Source organism: Rhizobium lentis (genome assembly GCF_014200175.1).
Lineage (GTDB): Bacteria > Pseudomonadota > Alphaproteobacteria > Rhizobiales > Rhizobiaceae > Rhizobium > Rhizobium mulingense.
The window spans coordinates 16,359-35,770 of record NZ_JACHBD010000011.1; the positions used below are offsets into that span (position 1 = coordinate 16,359).

Below are 19,412 nucleotides of genomic sequence, written 5' to 3' on the forward strand. Positions count from 1 at the left end.
CGCGTGTCTGAAAGCAGCCACGCTTTGCGATTCCCCTCGATAACGGACTGCTTATAGGTCAGGCTCGTCGCGACCGCCATGCTTGGAACTGCAGCGAGCCTAGGTGCTGGCTCAGTCATCATGCGCGAGCGAAGTCGACAGATCGAGCATCGCGCCAGCGTCTGCGATGAGCTGACGGCCTTTCGCGGTGATACCCTGGACCGCGTCCTCTCCGATCTACGCAAACGCGTGGCAGTTCCTCAACGCCAGCGATCACGCGACTGCTGATGAGAAGAAAGCTGCGTTTCAAGACCGTCTCCAGCGACTGGAGACGCGAGGTTCGACCCTTGAAGCACTGGAGATGCAAAACCTTGTTTTCCATCAATCGATCGGCCAGCTTCCCATTGTATCCCCAAGCTACTGCGATCTGGATTTCATCATGGTCGCCAATAAGGCGATTCAGCAGGGCTGGCATTGTTCCGGCGTTAAACAGCGTGACCTTCATCATTCCCCTCAAAGCTAAGCCGGCGTCGAGCGACCGCCTAAGTCCTACACTCAGAGAAACACGGCCTTACATGTGAAGTCTTTGGATTTGATTGCCGCCCATCCGCTCAATCGACCTCGCCTCGCATAATAGCAGGGCGCCTACCTTGCCTGGTTCCGTTCTTTGAGGGCGACACGCAAGCCATCTTGGACCCACCGAGGGAGCCAAAATTTTTCCCTGAGGCACGCGTCCCCTCGCACGCTCGCTTGCTGGGTGGCCGCGAATGCGGCAAGCCAATGGGCGCGCAGACTTGACGCTTCGAGATCGTGAGCCGAACCGTCGGAATCGGCTGCGGCTGGAGTCTGAGCGCAATTGGATGGAGTTGGGTGTTGTTCATCCCTTAAGGGAGCTCTGCATTGCAGCTGACACGAGCGTTGTGCTGTGCTTGTTTCCGATTTGTGCGTCTAGGATCGCATAATGGATCGAAGGGAACACCAATTCATCGGACACGCCGATGGGCGGTACCGGTGAAGGGAACTACGCCGGCAGGCGCGCCTCGGCATAATGGTCGGCCGCCTGTTCCAGCACCTCTTCTGCCCACTGGTTCAGACTCTTTCCCGAAAGCTCAGCAGCAAGCGCTGCTCGGCGATGGACTTCGGGAGCGACACGAAACATCATCTTCCCGGAATAGGGTCGCTGAGGCTCTTTGCCGATTTTCCTGCAGGTCTCCAGGTAGTCATCAACTGCCTCATGGAAGGCTTTCTTGAGTTCAGCGACACTGTCACCGTGAAAGCCGATTACATCGGAGATACCTGCAATCCTGCCGAAAAACACATCGTCCTCAGCGTCGAATTCGATGCGAGCGTGATACCCGTTGTAGGTCATGGTGTTCATGGCGTTACTCCAATCTGCATCAGGAACTCGCGAGCATCGCGCACCTGATAGCGCTTTGCTTCCTTGGCCGGATGTGGTCTATGGAAGCTCGCAATGATCCCGTCTTTTTCAAACTTAACGCGGGAACCGTTCCCCTCAATGAGGTCGGCTCCGGCAGCCACAAGCAAATTCTCTATAGCGGCCCATTCAATGGTTCCCGAGACCGGGTCCTTGAAGACCGCCGCGAGAGTCTTCCTCTGCTTGCTGTTCATGCTAGCAAATATAGAGACGCTTGCTGATTATGCAAGCGAAAACTCAGCAATCATCTTAAATTCATCCCAAAGATCGAATGTGCGGCGTGGCCGGGCGTAATCACGGGTAGGCTTGGTTCTCGATGCCGAGATCAACGGGTCGGTGGTTCGAACTGGTTCAAGGCGAAGGTGTCTCACGCGGCCGCAATTTATGAGATGCTTCTTTTCCGCCATCTTCAGACATTGCCTGCATAGCTAAAAGCCACAAATCCGGAACGGATGAGCGGGCTAGTCGTCCCGCCTCCCTGACGGCCGCTATGCTGAGGCTCCTGCGGCTATTCCGCCCTAAGCGCGGCAAGGCCACGGAAATCCTTTTCACGGCGCCGCTATGCTGATTTCTCCGATACTCTTCAAGCGAACCTGAATCCGGCCGTCGGCGGTGACCTTGCCTCGTTGAATAATCCATTTTGAAATAAGCTCTGGGCCATTGAGGACCAGGGAATGAAGCGCAACCGTTTAGCGTGATGCGGTGCCGCGAGCCGGAAATGGCTCCGCACTGCAACCCGCCGCTACCGCCCCAAATACAGCAACCAAAAACTGGCGGAGCGAACTCAAAGCTGGATAAAACTTGAGGGCAAGTCATGACCGCTGACAACGCGCTAGAGAGTTGTAGGGTTAAAATGCGTGTCTATATCAGTTCCATGAACCTTTGGTCGATATCAAGGCGACATTTGTTTCCGAGAACGCACTCGATCCTGAAAGAGATCAATTGAGTGATTTGACTTTCTCATGATTGCGCCGGCAGGTCTTATTGATGTGGAAGACCTGTCGGCGACCAGTTTTAATGGACTTTGCTTGAGTAAAGCAAAGTGGCGGCCGCAAGAACGCAACCTACTGCGCCAACCGTGGCGAAGATGTAGAAGTTCCACTGCGGGGCGAGACCGGCGCCAAGCACGGCACCCCCGATGGCTGGACCGATCATTCCGCCGATACGGCCGATGCCGAGTGAGAAACCGAGGCCGGTTCCGCGGATTTCGACCGGATAGAGGTTTCCGACGAGGATGTTGGCGAGGATCTGCGTGCCGATCGTTCCCGTGCCTGCGAGTGCCACCAGACCATAGACCTGGAGGCCCTGATCCACCTGCGTCAGCAGCCAGATCGAGCAGGCTCCGAGTAGAAACATGCCCGCGACGACAATCTTGACATTGCCGCGGTCGGCAATCCTCGCGCCGATCAGCAGCCCGATTGCGGCTCCGAGATTGAGGGTTACCGAGAAGAGTAGGGCGGAGCCGAGGTCATAGCCCATCTTATTCATGATGGTCGGAAGCCAGTTGACCATGCCGAATGTCAGCAGGAGCGAACAGAAGTGGATACCCCATGCGTTCAAGGTCGGCAGCAGGCGACCTTCGGAAAACAGCGACCGGATGCCGACCTGTACAATAGGCTTAGCGATGGGATTGGCCAGCCCGTACTGGTCTGCGATCTGGTTGGCTTCGCTCTGGCGGTTCTTCGTTGCCAGCCATTCGGGAGACTCGGGTATGAGGCGGATGAAGAAAGGCAGAAGCAGGATCGGTGCGCCGCCGATGATCATCAGCGGACGCCATCCGTATTTCTGTATCAGCAGCATTCCGAGGATGCCCGAAACGATGCCGCCGGCGAGATAACCGAGAAGAGCAATCGAATAGGCCATTGCCTTCCGCTTCGGCGGAGAAAACTCGATGATCAACGCGGTTACAGTCGGAAAAAGAGCGCCAAGGCCTAGGCCGGCAAGAAAGCGTGTTCCCTCGAAAACGAGAAAGTTCGGCGCAAGACCGCTGCCGATCATCATAACGGAGAAGCTCAGCAGACTGCCTATGATGACCTTGCGGCGACCTATCCTGTCAGCGAGTGTCCCGGCGACGAGAGCGCCCAGCAGCATACCGAACAGGGTGATGGAGGCGGCTCGTCCCACCAAGCCGGGCGTCAAGCCCCAGTTGGCTTCACCGAGCAATGCCGGCGCGACGGCGCCGTAGACGATCAGGTCATAGCCGTCGAACAGGATCAGCAGACCGCAAAGAGCGATGATGATATTCGGGCTGCGAACGCGTTCCTTGATAATAGCGAGATCTTGTATGGCCAATTTTCCCTCCCCATACATTTGAGTACAGGAAGTACGCTCCTGCCAGCGGCAGGTCCGCGTTGATCCATGTACAAATCCTCCTGGATCGTTGCCGGCGTGGTTCCTCCCAGCTCCAGACTCGCCCATGAGAGCGCGATGTCAAGACAACGATGACACCCTATTAAATACTTGCGAATAAAATATTTGCAACTGCAATCTTTTCAGATGGCAACTTTTCCCTTTCCGGATATTGCCGGCAGGTTGCTGTGCATGCGGCGCAGCGCCTTCTTCAGGGCTGCGACCTCTTCTTCCGACATGCCCTGCACCGCGGTGCGTTCAAGTTCCACGGCAAGCGGCATAAGCCTTTCCGTCATCGCCTCGCCCTGCGGGGTCAGCCTTACGATGACGATACGGCCGTTTTCTTCCGGACGTGTTCGCGACACCAGCTTGCGCTTGGCCAGTGTGCCGACCAGGCGCGAAAGCGTCGAAATCTCGACGGAGACGACGTCGGCGAGATCCCCCAGGGTGCTCTCCTGGCGCTCTTTGAGCATGGCCAGGACCCGGTACATCGCCACGCTGAGATTGTCTTCGGCGATTCTCTGCGCGAATACCTCGGCTATCCGCACGCCGGCGCGATTGAGAAGATAGGGAACGGAATCGGTAAGTTTGTACATGTCTCTGTCTGCTGGCGGGATTCGGCTTGCCGGGGGCTCTCTCCGACATGCACCTAAATGACCGGAATGACAACACGATTGGCTTCAGCCGCCGAGAACGGCTGGGAAGATCAAGCATTTTCCGCATAATTTTTAAATTTGCATTGACAACAATTGCAAATGCAATAATTTAAATTACAGGAGACACGGGAGGAAATCATGTCTGCCACTGCTGCCCTCGGCATAGCGCCGGCCCCCGCACCGATCAGCGATGCATTTCGATCGACCATGCGTCGTTTCCCGGCGACGGTGACGGTCATTTCCGCCTGTCGCAACGGCGCGGATCATGGAATGACGGCAACGGCCGTGACATCACTTTCGATGGATCCGCCATCTCTCATCATCTGCCTGAACAATCGCACCTACCTGCATGACATGCTGCTTGAGGTGCCTGAATTCGCAGTCAGCGTTCTGACCGACAGGCAGGCAGCCGTATCGGAAGGTTTCAGCGGCAAGATTGCGCCTGAGCGTCGGTTCGATGCTGCCGATTGGATTCGCCATGAGCGCGGCATGATGGTGCTGGGATCCGCTCATGCCGCGGTTGTCTGCCGCCGTATGGGCGCAGTTCCTTATGGAACGCACACGATCTTCATCGGGCAGGTGGTGGATACACGCCATTCCGACGACACCACCGCGCTGATGTACGAGAACTCGAAATATTGCGCGCCACAGCACGCGCTTCCTGCATCCCAGAACTGAAGGTAGTTCCATGAACAATACAGCTGCCCTGTTTCCCGCCTCGGCGCGGGTCGAGAACGCATGTCTTGCAGATCGCATCGCCCCCGTGCTGGAGGAGATCCGTGCCGGCGCGCGCGATACCGAAAAATCCGGCCGCGTGCCGGCACGCAATATCGATCTGCTGCGCGCCGCCGGCTATTTCGATATCGTCAAGCCTGCCCGTTTCGGTGGCGAGGAAGGATCGTTTGCCGAGCTTGTCGATGCAAATATCCAGCTGTCGTCGGCTTGTGCCTCCACCGGCTGGGTTGCGGGCCTCCTTTCCGCGCATCAATGGCTCCTTGCCATGTTTGATGAAAGGGTTCAGCAGGACGTGTGGGGCAGCAATCCGGATGCGCTGCTCTGCGGTTCCTATGCGCCGGTCCGCATGGCGGAGCGCATCGAGGGCGGTTTCCGGTTATCCGGTGACTGGGCCTTTGCGAGCGGATGCGATAATGCACAGTGGGCGCTCTGTGCGGCGATCATTCCGCCAAACGGCGAGGGGGAGCGTCCTGTACCGGCGTTCCTTCTGGTTCCCGCCAGCGATTATGCCATTGCCGAGACCTGGGACGTGGTCGGCCTCGCGGGGACCGGCTCAAAAAGCCTGATCCTCAAGGACGTCTTCGTTCCGGAATGCCGTATGCTGAGCTTTCCGGATGCGACCTCCGGCAGAACGCCGGGCGGACGTGGCTATAAGGGTATCGGCCTTTTCAACATTCCGCTGCTGATGGGGGTTCCGTTCTGCCTCGGCAGCGCGGCCGTCGGTGCGGCGAAGGGCGCATTGGAGAGCTATATCGACCACATGGGGGCCCGTGTGACACGTGGCGCAGTCGCCGGTGGCAACAACAAGATCGCAGAATTTCCGACGATCCAGCTTCGCGTGGCGGAAGCCTCCGCATCCGTGGATGCCGCCCGCGAAATCATTCTGCGCGATATTGCCCGGGCGCAGCAACTGGCCCAGGCCCGCGAGGATGGCGCCGGCGAGATCACCGAAGAAGATCGGATTCTTGCCCGTCGTAGCCAGTCTTTTGCGGTCAGCCTGGCCCTCCGGGCCGTGGAAGCTCTCAATGCATCGACAGGCGGCCTCGGCCTCCAGATGTCCAATCCCGTCCAGCGGGCATGGCGCGATGCAAATGCCGTCGGGCGCCATATTTCCATGAACTGGGATGCCGTGGGGACCATGGTTGGCCAGCAGCTGCTCGGTCTTCCGCCCAAGGGACAATTCTGATCCGCCATCCCACTATTTCGATTGAAGACAGGAAAGAGAGCATATCGTGCAAGGCAAGATCGCGCTTGAAGAACATTTCGCCATTCCCGAGACGCTGCAGGATTCGGCTGGTTTCGTGCCGGGCGACTACTGGACGGAACTGTCCGCCCGGCTTCTCGATATCCAGGACAAGCGTCTGCGGCTGATGGATGCCCATGGCATTGAGAAAATGATCCTGTCGCTGAACGCTCCGGCCGTGCAGGCGATCCCGGATAAGGCAAAGGCTCTGGAGACTTCCCGACGCGCCAATGACTTTCTGGCGGAGCAATGCGTCAAGAACCCGAACCGTTTCCTGGGATTTGCAGCTTTGCCCCTGCAGGATCCGGATGCGGCCGCGCAGGAATTGCAGCGATGCGTGACGACGATGGGTTTCGTCGGTGCACTGGTCAATGGCTTCTCGCAGGAAGGCGACGGAACGACGCCGCTCTACTACGACCTGCCGCAATATCGTCCGTTCTGGGCCGAAGTCGAAAAACTCAACGTTCCCTTCTATCTGCATCCGCGCAACCCGCTGCCGCAGGATAGTCGGATCTATGCTGGCCATTCCTGGCTGATGGGTCCGACCTGGGCGTTCGCACAGGAGACCGCTGTTCACGCGCTACGCTTGATGGGATGCGGCCTGTTTGACGAACATCCGGCTTTGCGCATCATCGTTGGTCACATGGGCGAGGGACTGCCATATATGATGTGGCGCATCGACAACCGGAATGCGTGGGTCAAGGTGGAAAAGAACTATCCGGCCAAACGCCCGATTGCCGATTATTTCAACGATAATTTCTACATCACGACCTCGGGGAACTTCCGCACGCAGTCGCTTATCGATGCTATGCTGGAAATCGGCGCGGACCGAATTCTGTTCTCGACAGACTGGCCATTCGAGAACGTCGACCATGCTGCAAACTGGTTCGACAACACGACCATCTCCGAGGCCGACCGTCTGAAGATCGGTCGCACCAACGCGGTTTCACTCTTCAAACTCGATCGATAGCATGTTTGCACCTTTCAGATACACGGCCAGCGCGGCACAGGTCTTCTTTGGGAGCGGCTCGTTGAACCGTCTCTCCGAGGCGATTGCTGGGCAGGGCGGCAAGCGCGCCCTGATCCTTTCGACCCCGCACCAGAAAGCGGAGGCCGAACGGATCGCGGCTTCCCTCGGTCCGCTTGCGGCGGGACTATTCCACGACGCGACGATGCATACGCCGGTCGATGTAACCGAGCGCGCGATCGCCGCATACAACTTGGCCGGCGCCGATTGCGTGGTCGCAATCGGCGGCGGATCGACGATCGGTCTCGGCAAGGCGATCGCCTATCGCAACGACGCGCCACAAATCGTGGTGGCGACGACCTATGCGGGATCGGAGGTTACACCAATCCTCGGCCAGACAGAAAACGGGCAGAAGACAACGGTCCGCGGCCCCGGCATCCTGCCCGAGGTGGTGATCTACGACCCGGAATTGACATTGGGATTGCCAGTCAACATCAGCGTCAGCAGCGGGCTCAATGCAATGGCGCACGCCGTCGAAGGTCTCTACGCGCAGGATCGCAACCCGATTTCGTCAATGATGGCGGTCGAGGGCCTGCGCGCGATGAAGCAGGCTTTGCCTCAAATCGTAAGTGCCCCTGGGGACATCGGGCCGCGAAGCGAAGCGCTTTACGGTTCCTGGCTGTGCGGTACGGTGCTCGGAGCGGTTGGCATGGCCCTCCATCACAAGCTTTGCCATACGCTGGGCGGTAGCTTCGATCTGCCGCATGCGGAAACCCACGCGGTCATTCTTCCCCATTCTGCCGCCTACAACGCGGCGGCCGCAGCGGATGCGTTAAAGCCGGCCGCCGATCTCTTCGGCGGCTCGCTGGGCTGCGGTCTTTATGATTTTGCCGCTTCGATCGGCGCCCCGCTGGCGCTGCGCGAGCTGGGCATGAAGGAGGCCGATCTCGACCGTGCGGCAGAACTCGCCGCCCAGAACCCCTACTGGAACCCGCGCCCGATCGAAAGGAAACCGATCCGGGTTTTGTTACAGAGCGCCTGGGAGGGCGCGCGGCCGCGTTAATGCCTTAGGAGGATGGTCACGTGCCTGAATATTTCAGCGAAGAGAGATCCGTGGAAGCCGTCAATTCGCGGATGGGGCAGGACATTAATCCACGCCTGGCCGAAATCATGGCGTCGCTTGTCAAGCACCTGCATGCCTTTGCCAAGGATATCAGCCTGACCCAGGAGGAATGGGAGCTGGCCATAGGCTTCCTGACCCGAACCGGCCATCTCTGTCATCACGAGCGACAGGAGTTCATCCTGCTCAGCGATACGCTTGGGCTGTCGATGCTGGTGGATGCAATCAACAACCGGCGTCCGCCAGGCGCCACGGAAAATACAGTGTTCGGACCTTTCCATGTCGAGGGCGCGCCCATACGGCAGATGGGTGAAAACATCTCGCTCGACGGCAAGGGCGAGAGCTGCCTCTTCATCGGGCGGGTGCTGGATCTCGGCGGCAATCCGATCGAGGGAGCCCGGATCGACGTATGGTCGGATAATTCCGATGGCTACTACGACGTCCAGCAGCCGGATATTCAGCCGAAGTGGAACAACCGGGGCATCTTCGTGACCGGCGCAGATGGCGCCTATAGTTTCGTCGGCATAAAGCCGGTTTCCTACCCGATCCCGGATGACGGCCCGGTCGGCCAGATGTTAACGTCCCTCGGCCGCCATCCCTACCGTCCTGCCCATACCCATTACCTGATCACGGCTTCAGGTTATCAGAAGCTCGTAACCCACACCTTTGTCGGCGACGATCCCTATCTGGAATCAGACACGGTGTTTGGTGTAAAAAAGAGCCTGATCGCTCCTTTCGAACGTGTGGATCGTCCGACGGTCTGGCGCTCCGCTTTCGATTTCGTGCTGACGCCCGTCGAGACCAGACGATGATCGTCGTTCGTTATGCGGTATCCGATCCCGGCAAGGCTGCCGAACGTTCCCAATTGATCGACGAACACAAGGCCTATCTGCGGGACGCACCGATCCGCATCTTGCTTTCCGGACCTTCTGCTCCGGTTGCCGAAGGCAAGTCCATGACCGCTGTCGTGATTGCGGAGGTCGACACATTTTCGGAGTTTGAAACGTTTAACCAGCTTGATCCCTTCGTACTTGCCGGTGTTTACAGAAGTGTAGACACGTTTGAATGGAGACCAACCTTTGGAACTCTCGGAGAGAGGGTCAAGGCGGGGTTTGATCGATGACTGGTGAGGCGTGACAAGCACCATTTGGTAGACGGTTACTTCCCCAAATTCTGACGTGATTTCAATCAAGCGGCCTCATCGTCATCATTCGATTCTGTCGCTTTGAGCCTTGTTCAGTTGATTGAACCGCGCCGGGTATGCCGGAGGCTCCACTTTGTCAAATGTTGGAGCCTCCGGCATACCCGGCGCGGTTCACACCGAGACCCGGATCGCTCTCTGGCCCATTGAGCACGGCCGGCACCTCAGATCTCCGCAAAGATCTCGATGACGTTACGATCGGGATCGCGGAAGAACACCGTACGGTGACCCCAGGGCTGATCCGTGACTTCATAAACGAGCTTCACACCCTTTGCCTTTAGTTGCTCGGCGCATCGCTGAACCGCAGGGGGCGAGACCCGAAAGGCAAGCTGCAGCGAAAGCGTTCCCTTGGGTGCTGGACGATCGTTGAACATGACTCCAGGTGACCAAAAAGCCTCTCAGCTGCGAGGGTTAGAAGAAGATGCGGCCTGTCGACGAGCCTTAACGCACTTTCTTCCCCCACCGCTTTTGTTGAAATACACCGTTAACCATGTCATGGTGACGGAAGAAAATAAGCTTTTTGCTTCCATTTGTTAAAAACCGTAAAGCTTAACAATGCGCTATGATATTGACGGTGCGATGCTTCAAAGCCTGCTTCCAGCCCTTGCTGCCGCAGAGGACGGATTGGCGCGGCTCGACGAGCGGGTGTTGCGCTCGCCGGTCGGCGAGGGATTTGCCGAGCGCAGTCACTTCTTCGATGCTGCGGGCGCGCTCTGGGTCGCCGGCGAACTCGTGCATGTCGAGGATCTCGTTTTACACGACGCGCATATGGATAGCCGAGCCCCCAGCCACGAGCTGACGATCGCCCATTCGGTGCTGCGGACGCGTCGGCGCATCTGGACCGGTGAACCGTCCTGGGCTCTTAGCGGGTCGGGCCTTGCAGTGCTGACGTCGGCCATGGGGGAAGGGGAGGGGACCGCGCTGGCAAGCAAAACCCCGGCGATCGAGGTCGATACCGACGAAGAGGGCGAGGATGAAGGCGGGCCGCTTGCCGCCGAGATGGCGGAGATCGATGCGCTGCTTGCCCGCTCGCAGAAGCTCATCGACATCCATACGGGCAAGGCGCCGGCGGGAGAGGCGGTGGCCGCAATATCCTCAGCCAAGCGCAACGATGACCCGCTCGGGCTGCTCGGCGACGAGGAATGGGACGAGGAACAGCGGCTTGCGGAGTGGCGAAGCGTGCTGCCATTGGCCGACAGCCTGCCGCCGATCCTCGGCGCCGTCATTCTTTTCGAGGCCTGGGACAGGATCGAGCCGCTACGGCGACAGCAATGGCTCGGCGGTCTTCTGGTCGCAAGTTATCTCCGCGCCCGCGGCAAGGTCGCCTCGCATCTCTTTTCCTTTTACGGCGGGCTGAAGCTGGTGCGCCACGAGCGGCGGCGGGCGCGCGACCGGCCAACCCGGCTGCAAGCCTTTCTGGAGGCGATGCATCTGGGTGCCGCGGCCGGTCTCAAGGAAATCGACCGGTTGTCGCTGGCACGCACGCAGATGGAGCTGCGCTATCGCGGCCGCCGCTCAAACAGCAGCCTGCCCGAGCTTGCCGATTTCATCTTGTCGCGGCCGATGGTCTCGGCGGCGATGATTGCCCGCCATCTCAGGATTACGCCGCGCGGCGCGCTGAACCTCGTCAATGAGATCGGCATTCGCGAAATCACCGGCCGCGGTCGCTATCGTGCCTGGGGTATCATCTGAAACGAAAGCGGCCGGGCGTGAACCCGGCCGCTTTCGTTTTGAGATGAGCACCCGATCTGCCATCCTGTCACGGAGTGCAGACCGGGCGCTCTTGCGCTTCCATTGCCCCCGGAAGCGCGGTCCTATTCCCGCTCGCCGGTGAAGTTGAGCAGAAGCGTGAAGATGTTGACGAAGTTCAGGTAGAGCGAGAGCGCACCGAAGACGGCGAGCTTCTGGTTCGATTCCTGATCGTAATTTTCCGAATATTGTTCCTTGATGTTCTGCGTGTCGTAGGCGGTGAGGCCGACGAAGACGACGATGCCGATCACCGAGATTGCGAACTGCAGCGCGCTCGAACCCAGGAAGATGTTGACGATGCTAGCGATGATGACGCCGAAGAGGCCCATCATCAGGAACGAGCCGATGCGCGACAGGTCACGCTTCGTCACATAGCCGTATAGGCTGGTGGCGCCGAACATCGTGGCGGTGATGAAGAAGGTCCGCGCGATGCTCATCCCGGTGAAGACCAGGAAGACGGAGGCGAGCGACAGGCCCATCACCGCGCAGAAGGCCCAGAAGGTGATCTGCGCGGTGCTGGCCGACATCGTCTGGATGCGGAACGAGAAGAAGAAGACGAAGGCGAGCGGCGCCAGCATTACCACCCACTTCAGCGGCGAGCCGAAGATCGGGACATAGAGGGCCGGCGTCGAGCCGACGACGAAGGCGACGAGGCCGGTGATGACGAGGCCGAGAGCCATATAATTGTAGACGCGCAGCATGTGCTGGCGCAGACCCTCGTCGAAGATAGCCTGGGAGCCGGCAACGGCGCCATAGCGGGGATTGATCGGGTTCATGCTGATCTCCTCGGTTAGAACTAATAGAGCGAGCGAGCGAGCCGTTCGGCCGCCTGATCGAGATTGAGACCGCTATCGTCGGCGATCAGGGCGTAAGCGACTTCGCCGATCTGCCAATAGGCGGCTTCTGCCTTTTCGAGCGCGAGATGGCTGACCGGCTGGACCTCGAAGGCGCCCGGCCGGACGGCGAAAAGCGAGAGTCGCTTTCCATCCGCTACCGTGATCGCCATCTCGACGCTGGGGCCGAATTCGGACGGGAAGATCTGCACGTCGGCGATCTTCCAATCCCTAGGCAGTTCGGGCATCACGATCGCGGTGGCCGCGCGGATGTCGTCGGCGCTGTAAGTGGTCGGTGGCTGCGAAGGCATGGTTTCGCGCAGGACTGCGGTCTGATAGGCGCGGACGGCATCCTCGACATAGGCGGGCGCTGGAACGGAGGCCGCTACCTCGGTCGCCGAAAAGGCACCGAAGGAATTGTGCGCCACCCAACCGGCGGTCACCAGAATACCGACGGCGGCGATGCGCTGCATGGAGTGGAAGATGCGGCCATAGGAAAGGCCACGCTCCAACCGGCGGGCGGCATCGCGGGTCTCGGGACGACCGAAGCCGTTTTCGCCGGCAAGCGCCAGGCGCAGCTCACCTTTCACGCTGAGATCGGCCATCACCTTGGCGGCAATCGCCGGGTTCTCCGAAAGATAGGACTCCACCTGGATGCGGCGTGCGACATCGAGCTCGCCGTCGACATAGGCGTCGAGATCGGCGTCGACGATCGGATCAACTGCTTTCATGGCCGTTCCCTCCGATTAATCTCAGATGCGAAACGCGCGGTGTCTTCTCCTCGAATTCGCGCAGCTGCGTGCGGGCGCGGGAGATGCGTGACATCAGCGTGCCGATCGGAATGCCGAGCGCATTGGCCGCTTCCTGATAGGAAAGGTCTTCGATCGCAACGAGATGCAGCGCCTCGCGCTGTTCCTCCGGCAGGTCGAAGAAGGCGTCGCGTACCTGCTGCAGGCGCACGGCGTGTTCCTGGCCGGCCGGCAAGGACTGCTCGGCTTCGACAGCCGCTTCGTCATGGCGCCGTGTCAGCGACCGCTTCTGGCGAAGGCGATCGATATGGGCATTGTGCAAGATGGAGAGCAGCCAGGTACGCAGGTTGCCGCCGCTGCGGAAGCTCTTTTTCTTCTCGAAGGCGCGCACCAGCGCATCATGTACTAGATCCTCTGCCTCGTCCGAATTGCGCACCAGCGCACGCGCGTAGCGCCTCAGCGCTGCGAGCTGTCCGATGACGTCGAAGGGGCGGTCTTTGCGTTCCATGATTGAGTATACGCAAGCGCGCGGGATTTTATTCCCGGCGGGACAAAAAAAGTCATCCGGACGGAATATGGTTGCCGATATTCGGCCAGGATATGATGCGCGCCTTAAATCGGCGATTGTTTATGACGATCACATGCCAGACCTTCCTGACCCGACCTTACTGAAAAGCTCAGCGGCCGTCCGAAAGCTCTTCGAGAATCGGACAGTCCGGCCGGTCATTGCCATGGCAGGCATGCACGAGGTGCTCCAGCGTGCGGCGAAGTTCCGTCAGTTCGCGGATCTTGCGGTCGATCTCACCGAGTTTGCTCTCGGCGATATCCCTGACGTCGGCGCTCGCCCGACCCTGGTCCTCATAGAGCGCCAGCAATTGCCGGCATTCCTCGACGGAGAAGCCGAGACCGCGCGAGCGCTGCAGGAAGCGCAGCTTGTGAACGTCGCTCGCAGCATAGTCGCGATAGCCGTTTCCGCCCCTTTCGGGGCGGATGAGGCCGATATCCTCGTAATAGCGGATCGTCTTCGCAGGCAGGCCGGAGCGCTCGGATGCTTCGCCGATATTCATCGTCATCTCCTATAATTTTGCCAAGCGCAGCCTCAACGCATTTGCAATCACCGACACGGACGAGAGGCTCATCGCCGCTGCCGCGATCATCGGCGACAGCAGCAGGCCGAAGACCGGATAGAGCACACCGGCGGCGACCGGAACACCGAGGGCATTATAGCCGAAGGCGAAACCGAGATTCTGGCGGATATTGCGCATCGTCGCCTCCGCCAGCCGCCGCGCTCTGACGATGCCGTTGAGGTCGCCCTTCACCAATGTAATGCCGGCGCTTTCCATCGCAACATCGGCGCCGGTGGCCATGGCGATGCCGACATCGGCCGAAGCAAGTGCCGGCGCATCGTTGACGCCGTCGCCGGCCATGGCGATGACGGCGCCCTTGGCGCGCAATTCCTCGATCAGCGCCTTCTTGCCTTCCGGCAGCACGTCGGCGCGGACTTCATCGATGCCGAGGCTTTTTGCGACCGCCTGCGCGGTGCGCTCGTTGTCGCCGGTCGCCATGATGATCTTCAGCCCGCTGTCGTGCAGCGCCTTGATGGCGGCTGATGTCGTCGGCTTGATCCGGTCGGCAACGGCAACAAGACCGGCAAGCTTGTCGTCGATCGTGACGAACATTACCGTCTTGCCGTCCCCACGCAGCGCTTCTGTCTTCTCCGACAACGCCGAGGGATCGACGCCGAGTTCGGCGAGCATTGCTGCATTGCCGAGCGCCACGCTCGCACTGGCGGCAAGGCCCTTTACACCCTTGCCGGTCTTCGCCTCGAAGCCGGTCACCTCCACGAAGGTGATACCGCGCTCTTCGGCACCGGAAACGATCGCTTCGGCCAGGGGATGTTCCGAGCCGCGTTCGAGGCTGGCAGCCAGCGACAGTAGCCGGCCTTCCTCGATGCCGCCGACGGCGACGACGTCGGTGAGAACAGGCTTGCCTTCCGTCAGCGTGCCTGTTTTATCGACGATCAGCGTGTCGACCTTGGAAAAGCGCTCCAGTGCTTCGGCGTCCTTGATTAGCACGCCTTCGCCAGCGCCGCGCCCCGTCGCGATCATGATCGACATTGGCGTCGCCAGACCGAGCGCACAAGGGCAGGCGATGATCAGAACGGCGACAGCGGCAAGCAGCGCGTTTGCCAGGCTTGGTTCCGGCCCGACGGCGGCCCAGACGATGAAGGCAAGGACGGCCACGGCAACGACGGCGGGCACGAAGAAGGCCGACACGCGGTCGACGGCGCCCTGAATCGGCGCCCGCGAACGCTGCGCCTTGGCGACCATGTCGACGATGCGCGACAGCACCGTGTCTGCACCGACTTTCTCGGCCGACATCACAAGAGAGCCGTTCTTGTTGATCGTACCGCCGGTCAACCCGTCGCCCGCCGTCTTCTCGACCGGCAAGGGTTCGCCCGTTATCATCGATTCGTCGACGGTCGACTGGCCTTCCAGGACAGAACCGTCCACCGGCACGCGCTCGCCCGGGCGCACGCGCAACCGGTCGCCGGTTTGGATCTCCTCCACCGGCACGTCGCTCTCGTTGCCATTGGCATCAATGCGCCGCGCCGTCTTCGGCGCGAGGTCGAGCAGGGCGCGGATCGCCGAGCCGGTACGCTCGCGTGCCTTCAACTCCAGCACCTGGCCGACGAAAACCAGAGCGACGATGACGGCCGCCGCCTCGAAATAGACGGGCACGGAAGCGCCATGGCCACGAAAGCTCATCGGGAAAATACCCGGCGCAAGCGTAGCGACGACGCTATAGACATAGGCGGTGCCGACGCCGAGGCCGATCAGCGTCCACATGTTCGGGCTGCGGTTGACGAGGGACGCCCATGCGCGGCGGAAGAATGGCAGGGCCGCCCACAGCACCACCGGCGTCGCCAACAGCAGTTCGATGTATGTCGCCCGTGGTTCGCCGATCGCTTCCCGGAGCGGCAGGCCGAGCATCGGCCCCATGCCGAGCGCCAGCAGCGGCAGGGCAAGAATGGCGCTGACCCAAAGCCGTCTGGAGAAATCCACAAGTTCCGGGTTCGGGCCTTCGTCATCAGGAGAAATACCCATCGGTTCCAGCGCCATGCCGCATTTCGGGCAGTCGCCGGGACGGTCGCTGATGACCTCCGGATGCATCGGGCAGGTATAAAGCGTGCCCTTTGGCGCCGGCTTGGCTGCCGGACGGGCGCCGTCGCGATAGGCGGACGGGTCAGCTTCGAACTTGGTTTGGCAGGCGGCCGAGCAGAAGTAGAATTTCTCGCCCTCAAATTTCAGAAAGTATTTTCCCGTCGAACGATCAACAGCCATGCCGCAGACCGGATCGTTCGCTGTCAGATAATCCTGTGGCTGAGCCGCAAACTTCGTCCGGCAGCTCTCGGAGCAAAAATGATAGATGCGGCCCAGGTGGACGAACGAGGGTTTGCCGGCTTGCGGATCGACGGTCATGCCGCAGACGGGATCACGGATCACAACTTCGGCGGACTTCTCCTGATGATCATGGCCGCAATGGCACTGACCGTTGCCATGGGTGTGGTTGTGATGATGATGGTGGTCGCGTTCGTGCTTGGTATCCATGACTATCTCCGATGCCCGAAGGGCAGTTGGAGACGCTTATCCACCTTCCAGCAACTGGAAGGTCAAGCGCTAATTTTGACGATATCGATTTTATCGAAAACCGCCGCTTCGCGTCGCGCGACGGCGGTATCGCCCGATCCTTAGATCGGGCTGACCAGGCCGAGAGGCTGGCTCCCAAGCAGTGCGGCCACCGAAATGCTGCCTCCCGGCTCGATCGTTTTTCCAGTCACGAGATCCGCCTTCAGCCCGTGAAGAGGGGAGGGCACCGCGATCGCCGTGTCCTCCCAGAATTCCGGGCCGGCAAAAAGCACGCCGGGATCCAGCCAGCCGAACATCAGCCGCGGGGCGACGGTGATCGCGAATTCGCTATTATGCACGCGGGCAAAAGCCAGCACGTGATCACGGCGGCTGCCCGTCGTCTTCAACGGCAGATAGTCGCCCTTGGCGAAGAGAACCGGGTGCCGCTGGCGAAGCTGCAGGCCGATTGCGATGATGCGCTGCTTCAAGGCGGCCGCCTGAAGCTTGGCGATCGGTCCGGCTTCATCAAGCCAAGCCGTGAGTCGCGTATAGTCGACCGGCCGGCGATTGTCGGGATCGACAAGACTGAAATCGAAACCTTCCGAGCCCTGATAAATGTCGGGAATGCCCGGCGCCGTAAGCTTGAACAGTGTCTGCGACAGGCTGTTCACGTAGCCCGCCGCAATGAAGGGCTGCAGCACCCTTTCGAAATCTTCCAGAAAGGCGTCATTGTCCGGCGATACCAGCGCCGCCGCATAGGCTGTGATCGCCTCCTCGTAAGCGCCATCCTGTTCGGTCCAGGCGCTGCGCAATTTCGCCTCGCGCACCGCCTTTACCGCGTAATCGGTAAAGCGCACGCGGAGGTCGTCCCCCTGTGCTCTGTCGAATTCTTCCGGCCAGACGCCGGCGAGCGCCTGATACAGCATCCATTCGGTATTCGGTTCCGGCGCCGCACCACCCGGCAAATTCTTCAGCCAGGAAAGGTTCATGTGACGCCAACGCTCCAACGCCTGGGCAAAAACGTCCGCGCCCTCGCTCAAGACGTAAAGTCTTGCGCGTGCATCCTCGCCCCGTTTGGTGTCGTGAGTGGAGCTCGTCGAAAGCCCATGCGGCTGCAGCCGCGCCCGCTCGGCCATCCGACGATGGAAGCCGTCCGGCCCCTCGGGCGGTTTGCCCGGTTCGCCGCCGACCTCGTTTGCGGCAAGCAGCCTGCTATAGCGGTAGAACAGCGTATCCTCCGTCGCCTTCGCCATGACGGGCCCACTCAGCTGCTGAAAGCGAATCCGGAATTCATGGGCCGCGTCACCGTCAATCTTGCCTTCGAGAAGCTTCAGCACGTGATCGAGCGCGCGCCGGTCGAGTTGCGGCATGACCTGCGATGCGGTTGCGGCAAGGACGGCCGAATCCTGCCAGCTCAGCGGACCGCCGTCGCCGTAGGTGCGATAGACGGGGAATGCGATCAGCAGCTCGCGCACCGCGGTGGCGATCTCTTCCCGGTTTATCTCGGGAAAGATTCCCGCTGCCATGGCGACCAGCCTGCCGGTCTCGCCGGCGAAATTGCGCTCGACCATCTGTTGCTTGGCAAGGCGCCGGCCTTCATCGAGATCGCCCGCCTCGCCGGCGAGGCCGCGATAGGCATCGTCCAGTATCCGCAGGCCGCTGGCGTCGATGAAGAGCTCGCTGAGGGCGGCGATGAATTCATATCCGGTGGTGCCGGCGACCGGCCAGCTCTCCGGCAGGACCTCGCCCGCCCCGAGGATCTTTTCGACGACGATATAGGTGTCGGGACCGACTGCTGCCCTGAGCCTGTCGAGATAGGCCTTCGGTTCGGCGAGCCCGTCGACATGGTCGATGCGCAGGCCCTGCACCTTGCCATGGCGCACGAGCTCGAGCACCAGCCGATGCATGTCCTCGAACACCCGGGGGTCCTCGACGCGGGTGCCGACCAGTCCGGTCACCTCGAAAAAGCGGCGGTAACTCAGATGCCGCGCCGCTTCCTTCCAATGGGTCAGGCGCCAATGCTGCTCGTCATGCAGGTCTCTCAGGAATTCGCGATCGGACGAGACGTCCTCAAGCTTTTGCCGGAGGGTCGCGCGATCGCCGCCTTCGAAGAGGATGTCGCGCAGCGCCCGGGCGAAGTCCTCGCCTGATGTGACGGCCGCCTCCGCCATTCTCGTCGCGACCGGATCGTCAAGCCGGTTTGCGACCGCGCCATAGCTGCTGGGGTTCAATGGCAGCAGCGTCTCGAAATAGGCTAACGCGAAATTGCCGTGCGTTTCGTCAAGCACGAGGCGCAGTTCGCCGGCGGCCAGCGCCTCTTCGAATCCCTGGCCGAGCTGCGGCAGGGTCAGCGGCTCGCCCCAGTCGATGTCGAAATGGCGCGCATAGGCGCTCTGCCGGCCGAACGCCAGCACGTCCCGCCACCAGGCGTTTTCCGGTGAGGCGGCCATATGATTCGGAACGATGTCGAGAACCAATCCCATGCCCGCCGAGGCGAGGCGTTCGGTCAGCCGGTCGAACCCGGCGCGGCCGCCAAGTGCGGGATCGATCTCATTGGCGTCGGTGACGTCATAGCCGTGTGTCGAGCCGCTGACGGCGGTGAAGATCGGTGAGGCATAGAGGTGGCTGATGCCGAGCGTCTTGAGATAGGGAATGAGGCGAGAAGCATCATCGAAGGTCATGCCGTTGCGGAATTGTATCCGGTAGGTCGCTGTCGGAACTGTCATGAGGCCGTCTAACGTTGGAGGGAGACCTTTTCCAACGGTTG

The 19,412-nt window shown here is 60.5% G+C and carries 19 protein-coding genes; 7 read left to right on the forward strand and 12 right to left on the reverse strand.

Annotated elements, in window-relative coordinates; genetic code table 11:
* Window positions 1–118: 118 nt before the first annotated feature.
* The 5 genes from GGI60_RS23555 to GGI60_RS23575 all read right to left on the reverse strand — a co-directional run bounded on the left by GGI60_RS23555 (window position 119) and on the right by GGI60_RS23575 (window position 4,359).
* Window positions 119–484, reverse strand: a complete 366-nt coding sequence (locus GGI60_RS23555) for a hypothetical protein (protein ID WP_183934855.1) — start codon at window positions 482–484, stop codon at window positions 119–121.
* Window positions 485–1,000: 516 nt separating this feature from the next.
* Window positions 1,001–1,357 (reverse strand): type II toxin-antitoxin system HicB family antitoxin, encoded by a 357-nt coding sequence (locus GGI60_RS23560; protein ID WP_183919049.1) that lies wholly within the window; start codon window positions 1,355–1,357, stop codon window positions 1,001–1,003.
* A complete protein-coding gene (locus GGI60_RS23565) occupies window positions 1,354–1,608 on the reverse strand; it encodes a type II toxin-antitoxin system HicA family toxin (protein WP_010053144.1) in 255 nt (84 codons plus the stop codon). The genes GGI60_RS23560 and GGI60_RS23565 overlap by 4 nt, the downstream gene beginning before the upstream one ends.
* A gap of 820 nt (window positions 1,609–2,428) precedes the next feature.
* Window positions 2,429–3,724, reverse strand: a complete 1,296-nt coding sequence (locus GGI60_RS23570) for an MFS transporter (protein WP_183919048.1) — start codon at window positions 3,722–3,724, stop codon at window positions 2,429–2,431.
* A 182-nt stretch (window positions 3,725–3,906) separates the two neighbouring features.
* Window positions 3,907–4,359, reverse strand: a complete 453-nt coding sequence (locus GGI60_RS23575) for a MarR family winged helix-turn-helix transcriptional regulator (protein ID WP_183919047.1) — start codon at window positions 4,357–4,359, stop codon at window positions 3,907–3,909.
* Window positions 4,360–4,557: 198 nt separating this feature from the next.
* On the opposite strand from GGI60_RS23575, the gene GGI60_RS23580 reads away from it, so the two are divergent.
* The 6 genes from GGI60_RS23580 to GGI60_RS23605 are packed head-to-tail and all read left to right on the forward strand — an operon-like array spanning window position 4,558 to window position 9,607.
* On the forward strand, window positions 4,558–5,097 hold the full coding sequence (locus GGI60_RS23580) for a flavin reductase family protein (protein ID WP_183919046.1): 540 nt from the start codon (window positions 4,558–4,560) through the stop codon (window positions 5,095–5,097).
* 10 nt (window positions 5,098–5,107) lie between these two features.
* Window positions 5,108–6,340 carry a flavin-dependent monooxygenase gene (locus GGI60_RS23585; protein WP_183919045.1) on the forward strand — a complete coding sequence of 411 codons (1,233 nt, stop codon included), beginning with the start codon at window positions 5,108–5,110 and terminating at the stop codon, window positions 6,338–6,340.
* A 46-nt stretch (window positions 6,341–6,386) separates the two neighbouring features.
* On the forward strand, window positions 6,387–7,367 hold the full coding sequence (gene tsdA, locus GGI60_RS23590; protein WP_183919044.1) for a gamma-resorcylate decarboxylase: 981 nt from the start codon (window positions 6,387–6,389) through the stop codon (window positions 7,365–7,367).
* Window position 7,368: 1 nt separating this feature from the next.
* Entirely contained in the window at window positions 7,369–8,427 is a 1,059-nt protein-coding gene (locus tag GGI60_RS23595; protein ID WP_183919043.1) for a maleylacetate reductase, read from the forward strand.
* Window positions 8,428–8,447: 20 nt separating this feature from the next.
* A complete protein-coding gene (locus GGI60_RS23600; protein WP_183919042.1) occupies window positions 8,448–9,296 on the forward strand; it encodes a dioxygenase in 849 nt (282 codons plus the stop codon).
* Window positions 9,293–9,607: a YciI family protein gene (locus tag GGI60_RS23605; protein ID WP_183919041.1), complete on the forward strand. Its 315-nt coding sequence runs from the start codon at window positions 9,293–9,295 to the stop codon at window positions 9,605–9,607. The genes GGI60_RS23600 and GGI60_RS23605 overlap by 4 nt, the downstream gene beginning before the upstream one ends.
* 242 nt (window positions 9,608–9,849) lie before the next feature.
* On the opposite strand, the gene GGI60_RS23610 is transcribed toward GGI60_RS23605, so the two are convergent.
* Window positions 9,850–10,059: a VOC family protein gene (locus tag GGI60_RS23610; RefSeq protein ID WP_183919040.1), complete on the reverse strand. Its 210-nt coding sequence runs from the start codon at window positions 10,057–10,059 to the stop codon at window positions 9,850–9,852.
* A gap of 181 nt (window positions 10,060–10,240) precedes the next feature.
* On the opposite strand from GGI60_RS23610, the gene GGI60_RS23615 reads away from it, so the two are divergent.
* Window positions 10,241–11,377 carry an RHE_PE00001 family protein gene (locus GGI60_RS23615; protein ID WP_183919039.1) on the forward strand — a complete coding sequence of 379 codons (1,137 nt, stop codon included), beginning with the start codon at window positions 10,241–10,243 and terminating at the stop codon, window positions 11,375–11,377.
* 122 nt (window positions 11,378–11,499) lie between these two features.
* Here GGI60_RS23615 and GGI60_RS23620 read toward each other — a convergent pair whose 3' ends face one another.
* From GGI60_RS23620 to treY, 6 genes are all read right to left on the reverse strand, one after another.
* The gene (locus GGI60_RS23620) at window positions 11,500–12,210 is read right to left on the reverse strand and encodes a Bax inhibitor-1/YccA family protein (protein ID WP_183919038.1); all 711 of its coding nucleotides are present in this window, start codon (window positions 12,208–12,210) and stop codon (window positions 11,500–11,502) included.
* 20 nt (window positions 12,211–12,230) lie between these two features.
* On the reverse strand, window positions 12,231–12,998 hold the full coding sequence (locus tag GGI60_RS23625; protein WP_183919037.1) for an anti-sigma factor family protein: 768 nt from the start codon (window positions 12,996–12,998) through the stop codon (window positions 12,231–12,233).
* Window positions 12,985–13,524 (reverse strand): sigma-70 family RNA polymerase sigma factor, encoded by a 540-nt coding sequence (locus tag GGI60_RS23630; RefSeq protein ID WP_183919036.1) that lies wholly within the window; start codon window positions 13,522–13,524, stop codon window positions 12,985–12,987. Before GGI60_RS23630 ends, GGI60_RS23625 begins: the two co-directional genes overlap by 14 nt.
* A gap of 169 nt (window positions 13,525–13,693) precedes the next feature.
* Complete coding sequence (gene cueR / locus GGI60_RS23635; protein ID WP_183919035.1) at window positions 13,694–14,083, reverse strand: Cu(I)-responsive transcriptional regulator; 390 nt, start codon at window positions 14,081–14,083, stop codon at window positions 13,694–13,696.
* 9 nt (window positions 14,084–14,092) lie between these two features.
* Window positions 14,093–16,627: a heavy metal translocating P-type ATPase gene (locus GGI60_RS23640; protein WP_183919034.1), complete on the reverse strand. Its 2,535-nt coding sequence runs from the start codon at window positions 16,625–16,627 to the stop codon at window positions 14,093–14,095.
* Window positions 16,628–16,767: 140 nt separating this feature from the next.
* Window positions 16,768–19,371: a malto-oligosyltrehalose synthase gene (gene treY / locus GGI60_RS23645; RefSeq protein ID WP_183919033.1), complete on the reverse strand. Its 2,604-nt coding sequence runs from the start codon at window positions 19,369–19,371 to the stop codon at window positions 16,768–16,770.
* Window positions 19,372–19,412 lie beyond the last annotated feature (41 nt).